The organism is Prochlorococcus sp. MIT 1342, assembly GCF_047304495.1.
Classification (GTDB): Bacteria; Cyanobacteriota; Cyanobacteriia; order PCC-6307; family Cyanobiaceae; genus Prochlorococcus; species Prochlorococcus marinus_D.
Genome location: NZ_CP138957.1, coordinates 1,725,786 through 1,739,938 on the forward strand (window position 1 = coordinate 1,725,786; position 14,153 = coordinate 1,739,938).

15 protein-coding genes and 1 tRNA gene are annotated in these 14,153 nt (G+C 54.0%); 8 read left to right on the plus strand and 8 right to left on the minus strand.

From position 1 onward, the window contains the following. Positions 1–164 precede the first annotated feature (164 nt). Positions 165–238: transfer RNA gene (locus SIB79_RS08880), tRNA-Arg, on the minus strand. A 108-nt stretch (positions 239–346) separates the two neighbouring features. On the opposite strand from SIB79_RS08880, the gene recF reads away from it, so the two are divergent. Together recF and speD are read left to right on the plus strand one after the other, a co-directional pair. Then, positions 347–1,444: a DNA replication/repair protein RecF gene (recF, locus tag SIB79_RS08885; protein WP_236072733.1), complete on the plus strand. Its 1,098-nt coding sequence runs from the start codon at positions 347–349 to the stop codon at positions 1,442–1,444. A gap of 27 nt (positions 1,445–1,471) precedes the next feature. Further along, positions 1,472–1,945 (plus strand): adenosylmethionine decarboxylase, encoded by a 474-nt coding sequence (speD, locus tag SIB79_RS08890; RefSeq protein WP_063405156.1) that lies wholly within the window; start codon positions 1,472–1,474, stop codon positions 1,943–1,945. Between the two features lie 218 nt (positions 1,946–2,163). On the opposite strand, the gene SIB79_RS08895 is transcribed toward speD, so the two are convergent. After that, complete coding sequence (locus tag SIB79_RS08895; protein ID WP_063405154.1) at positions 2,164–2,358, minus strand: hypothetical protein; 195 nt, start codon at positions 2,356–2,358, stop codon at positions 2,164–2,166. Between the two features lie 452 nt (positions 2,359–2,810). On the opposite strand from SIB79_RS08895, the gene SIB79_RS08900 reads away from it, so the two are divergent. Then, positions 2,811–3,032, plus strand: coding sequence for a hypothetical protein (locus tag SIB79_RS08900; RefSeq protein WP_063405152.1), 222 nt, complete (start codon positions 2,811–2,813; stop codon positions 3,030–3,032). A gap of 306 nt (positions 3,033–3,338) precedes the next feature. On the opposite strand, the gene larE is transcribed toward SIB79_RS08900, so the two are convergent. After that, the gene (larE, locus tag SIB79_RS08905) at positions 3,339–4,178 is read right to left on the minus strand and encodes an ATP-dependent sacrificial sulfur transferase LarE (protein ID WP_063405435.1); all 840 of its coding nucleotides are present in this window, start codon (positions 4,176–4,178) and stop codon (positions 3,339–3,341) included. Between the two features lie 76 nt (positions 4,179–4,254). Between larE and SIB79_RS08910 the strand changes: the two genes are divergently transcribed. Beyond that, positions 4,255–5,463, plus strand: a complete 1,209-nt coding sequence (locus SIB79_RS08910; protein ID WP_063405150.1) for a cob(I)yrinic acid a,c-diamide adenosyltransferase — start codon at positions 4,255–4,257, stop codon at positions 5,461–5,463. 124 nt (positions 5,464–5,587) lie between these two features. Here SIB79_RS08910 and moeB read toward each other — a convergent pair whose 3' ends face one another. Both moeB and SIB79_RS08920 read right to left on the minus strand, forming a co-directional pair. Then, the gene (moeB, locus tag SIB79_RS08915) at positions 5,588–6,760 is read right to left on the minus strand and encodes a molybdopterin-synthase adenylyltransferase MoeB (protein WP_063405145.1); all 1,173 of its coding nucleotides are present in this window, start codon (positions 6,758–6,760) and stop codon (positions 5,588–5,590) included. Between the two features lie 28 nt (positions 6,761–6,788). After that, on the minus strand, positions 6,789–7,256 hold the full coding sequence (locus SIB79_RS08920; protein WP_236072722.1) for a M67 family metallopeptidase: 468 nt from the start codon (positions 7,254–7,256) through the stop codon (positions 6,789–6,791). An 89-nt stretch (positions 7,257–7,345) separates the two neighbouring features. On the opposite strand from SIB79_RS08920, the gene SIB79_RS08925 reads away from it, so the two are divergent. Further along, positions 7,346–7,735, plus strand: coding sequence for a CAAD domain-containing protein (locus SIB79_RS08925; protein WP_063405141.1), 390 nt, complete (start codon positions 7,346–7,348; stop codon positions 7,733–7,735). Between the two features lie 22 nt (positions 7,736–7,757). On the opposite strand, the gene SIB79_RS08930 is transcribed toward SIB79_RS08925, so the two are convergent. Further along, on the minus strand, positions 7,758–8,651 hold the full coding sequence (locus tag SIB79_RS08930; RefSeq protein ID WP_063405139.1) for a fructosamine kinase family protein: 894 nt from the start codon (positions 8,649–8,651) through the stop codon (positions 7,758–7,760). Positions 8,652–8,686: 35 nt separating this feature from the next. On the opposite strand from SIB79_RS08930, the gene crtD reads away from it, so the two are divergent. Beyond that, on the plus strand, positions 8,687–10,198 hold the full coding sequence (gene crtD / locus SIB79_RS08935; RefSeq protein ID WP_063405133.1) for a C-3',4' desaturase CrtD: 1,512 nt from the start codon (positions 8,687–8,689) through the stop codon (positions 10,196–10,198). Here crtD and SIB79_RS08940 read toward each other — a convergent pair. Beyond that, on the minus strand, positions 10,158–11,102 hold the full coding sequence (locus SIB79_RS08940) for a prephenate/arogenate dehydrogenase (protein WP_063405132.1): 945 nt from the start codon (positions 11,100–11,102) through the stop codon (positions 10,158–10,160). The genes crtD and SIB79_RS08940 overlap by 41 nt on opposite strands. A 58-nt stretch (positions 11,103–11,160) precedes the next feature. Here SIB79_RS08940 and SIB79_RS08945 point away from each other — a divergent pair, with 58 nt between their 5' ends. Both SIB79_RS08945 and SIB79_RS08950 read left to right on the plus strand, forming a co-directional pair. Continuing rightward, positions 11,161–12,606 (plus strand): hypothetical protein, encoded by a 1,446-nt coding sequence (locus tag SIB79_RS08945; protein ID WP_063405131.1) that lies wholly within the window; start codon positions 11,161–11,163, stop codon positions 12,604–12,606. A 41-nt stretch (positions 12,607–12,647) separates the two neighbouring features. Then, positions 12,648–12,887 carry a DUF2839 domain-containing protein gene (locus SIB79_RS08950; RefSeq protein WP_011826899.1) on the plus strand — a complete coding sequence of 80 codons (240 nt, stop codon included), beginning with the start codon at positions 12,648–12,650 and terminating at the stop codon, positions 12,885–12,887. Positions 12,888–12,995: 108 nt separating this feature from the next. Here SIB79_RS08950 and recA read toward each other — a convergent pair whose 3' ends face one another. Continuing rightward, the gene (recA, locus tag SIB79_RS08955) at positions 12,996–14,135 is read right to left on the minus strand and encodes a recombinase RecA (RefSeq protein WP_063405128.1); all 1,140 of its coding nucleotides are present in this window, start codon (positions 14,133–14,135) and stop codon (positions 12,996–12,998) included. Positions 14,136–14,153 lie beyond the last annotated feature (18 nt).

Below are 14,153 nucleotides of genomic sequence, written 5' to 3' on the forward strand. Positions count from 1 at the left end.
CCTTCCTGCAGCGATCTAAACCACGCTTGTGACCCAATCATGGCGAGAGAACTGCAACACTCTGGCCATCTTTGCTTGACCGACTACAACCTGAATTGAGATCAGCTCCTCAACTGAACGATGCCACTGAAAGCTCTAGAAGAGTATGGGAGCTAAAGCAAATACGAGCATGGAGGGACTCGAACCCCCGACCCTCAGAACCGGAATCTGATGCTCTATCCAACTGAGCTACATGCCCACAAATATCGGCTGGATGCCGCTATATGAGAGCAACTCTCAAGCCCCCTCAATCAAGGTACCTTAACCTCATGCCGCTCCAAGACCGATTCGGCTTCACCAGCTCGAACTGCAGGGGTATCGCAATTACAGCAGGCTTCAGCTGGAGTTGACGGAAAATCGGCTGCTGGTCATTGGCCCCAATGGCATCGGCAAATCCAACCTTCTCGAAGCCGTAGAGCTACTCGGCAGCCTGCGCTCGCATCGCGCCAGCAGCGATCAAGACTTGATCCACTGGGAAGAAGAGCGGGCCCTACTTCGCGCCATCGCTGATGACACTGAGAAGCTCGAACTGGAATTGCGGCGGCAAGGAGGTCGACAAGCCCGCCGCAACGGCAAAACGCTCACCCGCCAATTAGATCTAATCGGTCCACTGCGTTGCGTGGGGTTTAGCGCTCTCGATCTCAATCTCGTTCGAGGCGAGCCTGCCCTGCGGCGCCAATGGCTTGATCGCGTCGTACAACAACTTGAACCGATCTATTCAGATCTGATCAGTCGCTTCAACAAGCTGCTGCGTCAGCGAAGCCAGCTGTGGCGTCAGTGGCGCCACTTCCCGATTCAGGAGCGTGATTCCCTCTTGGATGCCTTCGATGTACAGATGGCTTTAGTCAGCACACGCATTCATCGACGTCGCAGTCGAGCTCTCGCCCGCCTTGAACCACTTGCAGCCCGATGGCAGGAAACCCTCAGCAAACACAAGGAACGGTTGCGACTCGACTATCAGCCAGGCAGCCAACTCGAAGGTGAGGAAGCGGAAGAACCTTGGCGGTTGGCGATCGAAACGCAACTCCTAGGCCAGCGCAGTGAGGAGGAACGGTTGGGAAGTTGCCGGATCGGTCCTCACCGCGACGAGGTGAGATTGCTACTCAACGATTCAGAAGCGCGCCGCTTTGGCTCAGCAGGACAACAACGAACCGTGGTGCTGGCGCTCAAGCTTGCCGAACTAGAACTCGTGGGCGAACTCTGCGGTGAACCCCCTCTGCTGTTATTGGATGACGTTCTTGCGGAACTGGATCCCGGCAGACAGTTGCTGCTGCTCGAGGCTGTAGGAGAGAAGCATCAGTGCCTCGTTAGCGCGACCCATTTGGAAGGCTTCCAGGATGAATGGCAACAACAATCACAGATCATCGAAGCAGGATCTTTAAATCGATCGGAAGAGGTCCGCTAAGGTGGCGAGCTGATTTTTATTGCCTTGATGGAGAGAACCCTGTCTTGCTTGCATCCCAATCCAGGATGGGAAGACACCAATTACCAAGACAACACAAGCTCCATCAATCACAGCGCCACCGACATGGTGGGCAAGCACTGCATCCTCGAGCTTTATGACTGCGATCACGCCAAGCTCAATGACGAAGCCTTTCTGAGAACCCTGATCACAACAGCAGCCAAGCGTGCTGGTGCCACTCTTCTCAATCTGATCACCCACCGATTTGAGCCTCAGGGGGTCACAGGGCTTGCCCTTCTAGCTGAATCGCATCTCTCCATCCACACATGGCCTGAGAATGGTTATGCGGCTATTGATGTCTTCACTTGCGGCGATCAAACGATGCCGGAACAAGCTTGTGAGCTCTTACGCCAGGAACTTGGCGCCAAAAGCCATGCATTAAAGAGCTTCCAACGGGAAACACCAGCAGCTCTAGCGACCGCAATACGCCATCCAAAGGCTTAATCAGCTAGCTACAGCGACCTTCTGAAGCCAATACTGAAGCATTTGATGATCGTTAGAGGTACTTCTAAAAGGCAAGGTGTATCTCAATACCTACTCACATTGCCCCATTCATCCACCTTCCGGTTCGTAGTGGCTTGAGATTCAGAGGCTGGTAACTAGTCAAGCCTCCTGTCATGCTCAAACTTATCCAAATGCTCTTCTTCTAACCTCAACCTTTGCTATTCCCTTTTGCGATAATCGTCTCTCTTTCTCTCTTCTAAAGTAAGAGCTTGCCCCAACCCAATCATCATTCCATTCAGTTCATCAAATCTTTTGTTCATTAGCCCTAGCATTTTTTCTAAGTCTTTGATAGCTAATTCTGCTTGACTGAGCTGTTCTTGAGACTCCTTCAGCAGTTCCGACGTAGGCTTCATCGCAAATCTTGAAAAGTATTTGAATACAGAGAAATTTCCTAGCGAAAGAGTGACCAAAACGTTCTAACCATTTGGCCAAGTCGTTCCAACCACTTATCTACAACCACAACAAACACTCGATATTTAGAGAAGGAAGACAAGAGCCTAGTCAATACAAATTCCGGAGCGAGAGAATGATTCAACATGAACACAGGTTCGGTTTACTCTCTATTTTTGAGCCATTAGCAATGTATAAATACAATCGGATTAAAGACCCTTAAGTCCAGGGGTAGTTGCCAGGGCATCTAAGACCTAGGTCTTCAAGTTCCGTTTTTCACCGAGAGGGGAAGGGCATTCAGCAGGAAAAAACTGTTAATTCTCCCTCCCATGTGGCTCCCAAGCAGCCTCTCTCTGGCTGCTGGAATTTGATGTGCAGAAATGCTCATGGTTGATTCTGCAAAAGTCTGTATTGTTTGCGAGCTGGAAGCGCAGCCGCAGGTTTGCCACCAGTACACCCCAACAGCATTGAGTACTTGGATAAGAACACAGCCATTCGTGAGGCAGAGGTGCTTCGGATTGAGGCATCCCTCGCCGCAAAGCCCCATAGCCAACCAACCTTGGCCAACCTCCCAGCTACCAAGAAGACGACTAGCAGTCTCTCTGCTCGCCCTGAATCAAGCTCAAAGCAAAACTGAAGCAGTCCTCCGTTTTTCCTGCGTTATCAAGATGCAGGCCTACAAGGAATAAGGCATATCAACAGCCACCATGTTAGCCCTCGCGTCCTAAGAGCCAGCAGAGCTAGCTCTAACGACCTGATTCCCTATAAAGCACCAGACAAGCTGTTGTTGCCCTACTCGCCCAGCTGTAAAAGCAGCGAGAACGACCTTTCAGGACTGTGGTCTATGGCGCATCAGCCACAGCCGCAAGTTCAATCATCCGCAGATAGCAACTCAGTCAAGCGGAGTCGCGAAAGGGATACAGCTGCAAGCCATTGCACGCCTTCAATGCTCTTGGCCAGTGCGATTGAGCTTGCCGCTGACCAAACCTTCCAGATCAAGGCTGATGGAGGTGAAACCCAGCGCAAGGAAATGCGCGACGACCTGCTCACGATCCAACTCAAGCAGCACATCCTCAATCCGATCAGCGGGAACTTCAATGCGTGCAGCCAAGCCCTGGCTGCGCACTCGCACCTCAGCAAAACCAAGCGTTCTTAACCAGGCTTCAGCCAGACCAACCTGACGCAATCGTTGAGCGTTGATGCTATTGCCATAGGGAAAACGTGATGCCAGGCAGGGCTGCGCAGGCTTATCCCACCAAGGGAATCCAAGAGCTCGTGACATCTGACGTACACCTGCCTTGCCAATCTCTAATTCAGCCAGCGGAGAACGCACACCCGCCTGACGGCCCGCCTCAATGCCAGGTCGATGCTCTCCCAAGTCGTCGTAATTCACGCCATCCACCACCTGAGCTCCACCGGCTGATTGCGCAATCGGGCCCAGATGCCGATGTAATTCACGCTTACAAGCAAAACAACGGTCTGTGGGATTGCTGCTATAGGCCGGATCATCCAATTCCTGAGTCATGCATTCCTGGTGACGAATCTCAAGCCAGGCAGCCTGCTGACGGGCCTCATCGAGAAGCTCAGGGGCAAGTGCAGGAGAAACCCCTGTCACAGCAAAGGCTTGAGGCCCAAGTTGTTCCCGCGCAATCGCTGCCACTAGTGCACTATCAACTCCACCGGAATAGGCCACACAAACACGTCCAAAACTGGCAAGACGCTTGCGCAACATCTGCAACTGGGCATACTCCCGCTCCGGCAGAGGTTCCAACTGCCGAAACACCGCTGCACCAGCCGTCCCAGCAACCACCTTCTCAGCCCATCGATCTCGTTAAGCTCCAACCGTAGAGGACCCGTCAATGGCTTCGCAGACGGCAGCATCCAAGACACCCAGAAATCGCCAAACATCAAGCGGCAGCAGAGGACGTGGAATTGGCATCGCGACCGCAGCCGAAAGCAATGAACGCAGTCATGGCCAACTGCACATCTATGACGGCGAGGGAAAAGGTAAAAGTCAGGCAGCTCTTGGTGTTGTCCTACGCACCATCGGGCTCGGGATCTGCGAGCAACGACGAACCAGGGTGCTGTTGCTTCGATTCCTCAAAGGCCCAGGCCGCGCCTACGACGAAGATGCTGCTATTGAGGCACTGCAACAGGGCTTCCCTCACCTAATCGACCAAGTGCGCACAGGTCGGGGTGAATTTTTCATCGCCGAGGACGCTACCCGTTTTGATCGCCAAGAAGCCCAACGCGGCTGGGATATCGCCAAGGGAGCCATCGCCAGCGCCCTCTATTCAGTCGTTGTGCTTGATGAACTCAATCCCGTGCTGGATCTAGGCCTGCTGGCTGTTGACGATGTAGTCAAAACACTCACCGACCGACCTGACGGCATGGAGATCATCGTCACCGGACGGGCCGCTCCACGAGCCCTGGTTCAGGTGGCCGATCTGCATTCCGAAATGCGCGCCCATCGTCGTCCGGAGCCTCAGGATGACAGCGTCATTCCCTTCCTTCCCACCGGTGGAATTGAGATCTACACCGGTGAGGGCAAAGGCAAATCCACCAGTGCCCTAGGCAAGGCTCTACAGGCCATTGGCCGTGGCATCAGCCAAGACAAAAGCCATCGCGTGTTGATCTTGCAGTGGCTTAAAGGTGGCAATGGCTACACCGAAGACGCTGCAATTGCGGCCTTAAGAGAAAGCTATCCCCACCTTGTTGATCATCTTCGCTCCGGCCGGGATGCCATCGTCTGGCGAGGTCAACAACAACCGATCGATTACGTCGAAGCAGAGCGCGCATGGGAAATTGCCAGAGCCGCCATCGCCAGTGGGCTCTATAAAACTGTCATCCTCGATGAACTCAATCCCAGCGTGGATCTTGAACTGATTCCTGTGGAGCCGATTGTTCAGACCCTTCTCCGCAAGCCGGCCGAAACCGAAGTCATCATCACCGGCCGTTGCAAAAACCAACCTGCCTACTTCGATCTGGCCGGCGTCCACTCAGAAATGGTGTGCCACAAGCACTATGCAGAACAGGGCGTAGACCTCAAGCGAGGCGTGGATTACTAAGGCAATCCTCAACAAAGAAGCTTTTTAGGTTGACTGACCTAAACGCCTACCGCAGCTGGTAATGATTGAAGCGGGCTGATTGAAATCCCTTCAACAATGAGACCCTAAATATGTCATCACCCACTCAGTAGCGGGGCAATGAGTTATCAACTTCCTTGGCCCAAGCATCAATACCACCAGTCACATTGACACCTTCAATGCCATGACGCTTGAGAATGGTCAAAGCCTTTACCGAGCGACCACCCAACTTGCAGTAGACATACAGTCGCCGGCCAGAGGCCAACTGCCGGACCTTCTCAATCGCCTCACCACTCTCAATCTTGTTCAACGGGATCAATTCTGAACCAGCAATGCAAGCAATCTCAGCCTCATTGGGATTACGCACATCCACCAGGGCAAAATCCTCAGCGCCAAGATCGAATAAAGACTTGAGATCCTGAACTGAAATACTCTCCAACCCAGCAGCCTTCTCTTGAGCTGGTTTATCAGCACCAGAAGCACAAAAGTCTTGATAATCAATGAGCTGATCAATCACAACTCGCGGTTGACTCGGGCGCAAAGCCATCTCCCGAAACGTCATCGCCAAGGCATCAACAACCAGCAGCCGACCACTCAACGTCGTGCCGATACCAGTAATGATTTTAATGACCTCCGCGGACTGAATTAAACCAATCAATCCCGGAAGGATCCCCATCACACCGCCTTCAACGCAAGAAGGCACCAAGCCAGCGGGTGGCGGTTCGGGCACCAGATCACGATAGTTGGGACTCTCAGCATCAAGATTAAACACCGTGGCCTGACCTTCAAAGCGATGAATCGATCCATAAATACTGGGCTTACCTAAAAGCACACAAGCGTCATTCACCAGGTAACGGCTAGGGAAATTATCAGTGCAGTCACAAACAATGTCGTACGGCTGAATGATCTCAAAAGCGTTATCTCGCGTCAGCGCTTTCTCGTAGACATCCACTTGACAATGGGGATTGATTTCAAGGATGCGAGCCCGAGCAGAATGCGTTTTTGCTTGACCTACCCAACTCGTGCCATGGATCACCTGGCGCTGCAAATTAGAGAGCTCAACAACATCGAAATCGACAATCCCGATGTGGCCTACACCAGCAGCAGCCAAATAAAGCAGCAACGGCGAACCGAGCCCGCCACTACCCACACACAACACAGAAGCCGCCTTGAGTCGTTTCTGACCATTCATCCCAACCTCTGGCAGGGTGAGATGACGAGAAAAACGCTCTAACTCATCGGGGCTCAGGTCAACATCAACGGTTTCGTGAAGACCCATAGGGGAAAGAGTGCCGCTAGCTATGCCCTTACCACTGTCCCAAATGCGCAACCTCATGCTGCTGGCCAGGTTGCACTCCTGTCATCCACCAAGCACGCACATTGCCTGAACCAGCCACGATCACCAGTAACGACGGCACAGTGGCCCAGCGATGATCCATAACGGACGGCACAGCCTCACCGCCAGGATGAGAATGGGCACTGCCCAACACCTGCCAATTGTGCTCTCTGGCAAAGCGTTGAGCCTGCAACTGTTCACGAGGATCCAAAGCAAAGCGACACTTGCGTGATGGCAGCAACTCAGCCCCAAGATTCGGATCATTCGAGCCTTCAGGGAGGCTCAACATTCCCGGCCCCCATACATTGCAGCAAGGCCAAATCAGCCGAACATTCCAGATCCTGCCGCCTTGATAACTATTAGAATCATCTTGATCACCCAATAAAAGAGCACATCCCTCAAATGGCGCCACAGCCAATAAGCTGCGACGAAGAACCATCAGGCAATTACGATCAAACTCCAGCAGCCCTGGCATAACAAAGATCCTTTCGATACGCTCGGCAAAGATTTGCCATCGGTTTCGTGTTCATGAGCGACATCAACACCGTGACAAACGAACAATCCAACACAGAAAAGACCACCACAAACAGCGTTGATAACGCAGATGAGGAGATTAAATTCTCAGAGCGTTACAGCGAAGCCGTTGGCAAGGTCAACGAAACCCTAAACAAGCTCGATTGGAGCCAGATGGGGCGCATCGGCAAGGTTTTAGGCATCTTTGCAGCTGTGATTGTTGCCCAGATCCTGATCAAGGGAGTGATGGACACAATCAATTTGCTACCAATCGTGCCTGGACTGCTCGAACTGCTTGGCGTGGTGATGGTGGGCCAATGGAGCTGGCAAAACCTCACCACCAGTGAGAAGCGCTCTGCCCTCTCTGAAAGGGTTCAGAACCTCCGCAAGGAATATTTAGGCTGAACATTGCAAATTCAAATGCAATTCAAGTCAGCAACCAACTTGCCAAACGATTCAGAATGGCTTGGCTCTGACTTCGATATGAGCCTCCAAAGAGATTGGCGTGATTGATGAGGTGATAAAGGTTATAAACCTCCACCCTTTTGCTTGCATCAGCTGGCAGTGGCCATACGTTTTCATATCCGATATAAAAATCCTGCGAAAAACCACCGAATAATTGAGTCATCGCCAAATCAACTTCTCTATCGGCCCACCAGGCAGCAGGATCCAGCAAGACTCCCCGCCCATCTGAGAGAACATTGGCATTGCCACTCCAAAGGTCCCCATGCACGAGGCTTGGAATGGGTTGATGGCGATCCAACCAAGGGATTAACGCCGAGAGGATTGGCTCAACATCAACCAGATCCAAGCCCCATCGAGCCGCCTCTCTGAGCTGAGGACGCAAGCGCAGCGTCACGAATGCGTCGCCCCACTCCTCCCTCCACCCCCCTGGCTGAGAGCCAGCACCGATAAAACCATCCACGGGCCAACCAAAGCGTCCAGGGTTTTCGGCGGCAGACGCCCGATGCAAAAGAGCCAGTCCACGGCCCAGGGAGGCCTGATTACCCGCCCGAAAATCCAACCAAGGCAGCAACAACACGGCTTCACCACAGACCTGATCAAACGCCAAAGGCTCCGGCACCTCCAACACTCCCGGATCAACCCATGCCTTAAGAGCCTTTAGCCCCTCAACTTCGACCTTGAGCATTGGCAAAGCATCTGCCCCTCCTGTTTTGGCAAACAGTTGCCGACCACCCTTCAACTGCAAACACCAGGCCTGATGAATGCATCCGCCTGCGACGCACTCAACATCCTTAATCACTTCACCACTCAAGGGTCCCTCGGCTGCTACCAAGCCCTGTCTCAGACGCTCGTTCATACCCACACCTCTCTAGACCTTGCCAGCATGACTGGATGGCTGAGGACTCAATCATCGTGATCGGGGGCGGCATTGCCGGCCTAACGGCAACAGCCCTCTTAGCCAAGCAAGGATTACCCGTCACCTTGGTGGAAGCGCACCATCAACCTGGAGGGTGTGCCGGCACCTTCAGACGAGGTCCCTATATCTTCGATGTAGGTGCCACCCAGGTTGCCGGTCTAGAACCCAGTGGCAGCCATGAACGCATCTATAGGCATCTCAACCTGCCCATGCCACAAGCGGAGCTACTCAACCCCGCTTGTGCAGTGGATCTCGCCGACGGATCCCAACCCATTCAGCTCTGGCATGATCCAAAGCGCTGGGAACAAGAATGGCGATATCACTTCCCTGGCAGTGACTCCTTCTGGGCTCTGACTGCCAAGCTCCACCAAAGCAACTGGGGCTTTGCGAGCCATGATCCGGTGGTCACACCTCGCAACGCTTGGGACTTAGGCCAACTGCTTCAGGCTCTGCGTCCAGCAACAATCACCTCAGGGCTATTGAGCAGCCTGACAGTGGCAGATCTCTTAAAGCTATGCGGCTGTGCGCAGGATCAGCGCCTTCGCAAATTCCTAGACCTCCAGATCAAGCTCTATTCGCAAGAACCGCTCGATCGCACAGCCGCCCTCTATGGAGCCACCGTGTTGCAAATGGCTCAAGCACCTCTTGGGCTCTGGCATCTGCAGGGATCGATGCAAAAACTCAGCGATGACCTAATGCATGCCCTGAAGCGGGATGGCGGCCAGGTATTGCTGCGCCATCGTGTGGTGGGCCTAGAAGTAGCTGCGCGGGGCATGGCTTGGACAGTCAGCATCAAAACCCCCAATGGCAAGGCTTTAGAACTGACCACACCAGATGTGGTATGCAGTCTGCCTCCTCAATGCCTGAGATCGCTGATGCCACAAGGAGCAGGCATGCCCAAGGCCTATCGCCAAAGGCTAATGAAATTACCTCAACCCAGTGGAGCTTTGGTGTTCTACGGGGCCATCGATCGCAGCGCCCTACCTAAGAACTGTCCTGTCCATCTGCAAAGAGCCTCCAAGACACCCGGCTCCCTGTTCGTATCAATCAGCCGTGAGGGAGATGGCCGTGCTCCCGTTGGACAAGCCACAGTGATTGCAAGTGTGTTCACCGCCACAGCGGAGTGGTGTGGCCTAACTGAATCCACCTATCAAGAACGCAAGCAAACGGCCCTGTTAGCCATCCGCCAAACACTTGAAAGTTGGTTAGATCTCGCACCTGAAGATTGGCAGCATCAAGAACTAGCCACACCCAGGAGCTTTGCACATTGGACTGGTCGGCCCAATGGAATTGTGGGTGGCCTTGGGCAGCACCCTTCACAATTTGGGCCCTTCGGACTAGCAAGCCGAACTCCCATGCGAGGGCTCTGGCTCTGTGGCGACTCAATTCACCCTGGTGAAGGTACTGCAGGGGTGAGCATCTCGGCACTCATGACCTGTCGCCAGCTCATGGCTCAGCGAGGTCATCAGTTGCGGGTGGCGAATTGAGGTCGTTGTTGGCAGCAACAAGAAAGCTGGGTCGCAATGCCTGGGAACGTTCCAATTCAGCCTTTAACTGCGACCAGTGCCCATTCAAAACGGCCTCCTCAAGCTGCTCCAAGCTCCAGCGATAAGCAGCCAAACCACGCAAGATCGCTGCGGTGTTGCTCTCAGCCATAGATGTTCCCAACTGGGGATTACCACCACCCACCCTGGTGGTATCAGCAAAACCACTAGAAGACAGCACTCTGGCGAGTTCGCGAACAGCAGGATCACGCTCCTCACCCACTGTTCGTAGCAACGCAGCACTCACCAGCACAGGCAGGTGGGAAATCAGCGCCACCGCTTGATCATGGTTAGCTGCATCCGCCGTAAACCATTGACTGCCCAAAGACACCGCAAATCGACGCACCAACTCGAGCGCCTCAAGGTCTGTTTGATTGTCAGGTGTCGCTACCCAAGGACGTTGCTGAAATAAGCCCCGCAGCCCTGCTTCCACTCCTGCTTCAGCGGTGCCTGCCATGGGATGGCTAGCCACAAAGCGGGGGTGTAGGTCGCGCCAGAGCTCTAAAACAGGCATCTTCACTGAACCCACATCAGTTACCACAGCAGCTGTAGGCAAAGCCTTTAGGAGATTCGGATCTGGATTGAGCAGCTGAGCCAAAGGCAACGCCAGGATCACCAAATCACAATCCGCGAGAATGCCCGGATCGGTGCTCACCAAGTGAGCCAAACCCCTAGCGCGAGCCCTATCAGCGGTACTGGAACGATGCACCAGACCATTGACCTTCCAACCAAGCGCCTGCAGATCCAATCCCAAGGAGCCACCAATCAGCCCAAGCCCTACGACTCCAGCGCAAAGTGATGTTTTTTTGTTCTGCTCCATCCCTACGGTTCTCGCACTGCAGTCCATGTTGATCGACCAATCAACATGGAGCTTTCTCGGGTTTACGGCTTCCTAGGCTCTCGCAATGCTCGAAGCCCGCAGCCATCAGCAGCTCAAGCACCTGCTCCTGCAGAACTCCTCCCCCTGGCCTCATCACCTCACTTTGAGCCGTCTTGTTGCCCGCAGTCTCAGGCGCAAAGATCACACCCTGATCCAGCTCGACCCTCGTAGCAAAGACCTCTGGTGGCTTGGTCTGCTGGTTCCCCTCTGCCTGGAGGCCAAGGATGCTGTGATGATCCTTTCCGATCAGCAGCGACGCCGACTCCTCAAAGTAGAACTGCCACAACTGCTGACGAAAGGCATCAAACTCCCCTGCTGGGAAGGGCACCTTCCGCCCTCAGGGAATCAACTGTGGTTGATGAACCACAGTGAGTTGATTGAGGCACACCACCAGGGGCATCTCAAATCAAGGCAGTTGATCATTCCAGAAGCAGACCAACTAAGCCAGCGACTCAGGGACAGCATGGCTTTGTCGATCACACCTCAAGACTGGGAGCGTTTGCGGCGGGCACATCCTTCTGCGGAGGCTTCCCTCATGCAACTGCACGAACGATTAAGCCGCAGCCTGTTTACTCACGCCACCCGAGCCAATGCCCAGGTTCGCCTTGATGGCAGCGAAATTCAGGCTCTCAAAGATCTCATGCGACTTCTAGGCCCCTCACCTTCCCCTTGGCCTGCAGTGCTGAAAGCCGATAGCCGTTTTTGGGCAAGCTGGGCCGAACTCGATCACCGACTACTGCAATGGCAATGGCATCTACAACCGCTCGAACCCCTTCAAAATCTTCCAGGTCTGTTACGAGACCAGCCGTCTGTCCTGCTGAGCGGATCAAGGGAGAACGATCTCGTCCGCACTGAGTTGGACGCTGCAGCATTTCCTGCCACCGTCATGGCCAGATTGAGTGAACCCAACCTGCAGGAACCAATACCTCTTTTTGCACCGCGCCGCCAACCACTACCGAATACCGAAATCTATGCAGAGCATCTGCTTGATCAATGCCGCCGTCTGATCCTGGGGCGTCCGGGCATCACTGTGGTGTTACTTGACGATCAACAACTGCGCCGCCAACTCACAAGTGAGTTGGCGGCGGAATTTGGACGCAGAGTCGTTCATGAAACCACCGCTCCGGAATCCAACGGTGTTGTCTGTTGCCGCTGGACTTGGTGGCTTCATCACCAGGATCAACTCCCTCTCCCAGAACAACTAATCGTGGCCTTGCTTCCCCTGGCGAGCGTAGAATCACCACTCACAGCAGCAAGAGTAGAATCCCTCAAGAATCAAGGTCGTGACTGGTTCCGAGACCTTCTCTTGCCTGAAGCTCTCAGCCTGCTTACACCAGCCATAGCTCCGCTCCGAAAAAATCACGGACGACTGGCCATCCTGGACGGACGTCTACGAGGACGGAGCTGGGGGAAGCAAGTGCTGAGAACACTCGAACCCTGGACACCCCTGCAACGCCTATTACCGGATTAAGCCAACTACTCTTTAACAACCAAACAGCAACGAGGAAGGCCATGGGAGAAGCCAGACGACGATCCGATCAGGGCCTAGCACCACGCCAGAAACAGTCCAAAAAAGATGACTCCCCCAGAATCGTCTCCTGGCTGCCCATTACCCAACGTGATAAAGAGCGTTTTTACGCCATCACAACCCGTGGCGCCTGGATTGGCATCGGCTTCATGGTGGCTTTGTGGGTCGTAGCGCGCTTCATAGGCCCAGCCGCTGGGTGGTGGACCCCCGCCGATGCCAGGTAAAACAAACTGCTGGGAAAAGAAAGCATCAATCACCCCAAATCTCTCTCTTCAGGAACAAACCCAAGACCCTCAAAGAGCTCTTGGGTTGTCTCGTTCTTTTAGCCAGTCTTAAGCAGCTTCAGATGCCAAGCTGACGACAGGTTTTTTAGCCGCAGTACGCGCCGCAGCCGCCAACGGACGCATGGAATTAGCGGTCACCTCAGACCCTTCAGTGAGTTTCTGACGCACAAGAACTTCAATCTGCTCCTGAGCTTCAGAATTCTGCTCAAGCCAAGTAATCGTGTTGTCACGTCCCTGACCGATATTGTCGCCCTCATAGCTGTACCAGGCACCCTTACGGATGACAACACCGGTTTCTTCAGCTAGGTCAAGCAAGCAACCCAAGGTACTGATGCCACGACCAAAAAGAATGTCGAACTCAGCAATACGAAACGGAGGGGCTACCTTGTTTTTAGCCACCTTCACCTTGGCACGAATTCCATACTCCTCCGTGCCGCGCTTGAGCGTTTGAATACGACGGATATCGAGACGTACGGAGGCGTAAAACTTGAGAGCATTACCACCAGTCGTCGTCTCCGGGTTGCCGTAAGTGACGCCTATCTTGAGACGCAACTGGTTGAGAAAAATGACCGTGCAGCCAGATTTGCCGATGTTGCCAGTGATCTTGCGCATCGCCTGACTCATCAGACGGGCCTGGCTACCCACAGCTAAATCGCCCATCTCACCTTCGATCTCAGACCGAGGAGTGAGCGCAGCAACGGAATCCACAACAACGATATCAACGGCGGCAGAGCGCACAAGCTGGTCGACTATCTCCAGAGCCATCTCCCCCGTGTCCGGCTGCGAGACCAGCAGGTTCTCAATATCCACTCCTAAAGAGGCTGCGTAGACCGGATCGAGCGCATGCTCGGCATCCACAAAAGCTGCGACGCCACCACGACGCTGTACCTCGGCGATGGCATGCAGGGTGAGGGTGGTTTTACCGGAACTCTCCGGGCCGTACACCTCCACGACTCGTCCTTTCGGGTACCCACCGCCAAGGGCAAGATCAAGGGTCAGCGCCCCTGTAGGGAAGGTCTCCACCCGCATCCGAGAGGCATCCCCCAAGCGCATGATCGAACCCTTGCCAAAATTGCGTTCAATCTGACCAAGCACCAAATTGAGAGCTTTGTCCCGCTCACCTGGACGGGGTTCAACCTGGAGGGAATCAGACTTAGAGGATTGGGCTGATTTCACGTCAACTGACATGGCAATGGTAAATAAAGG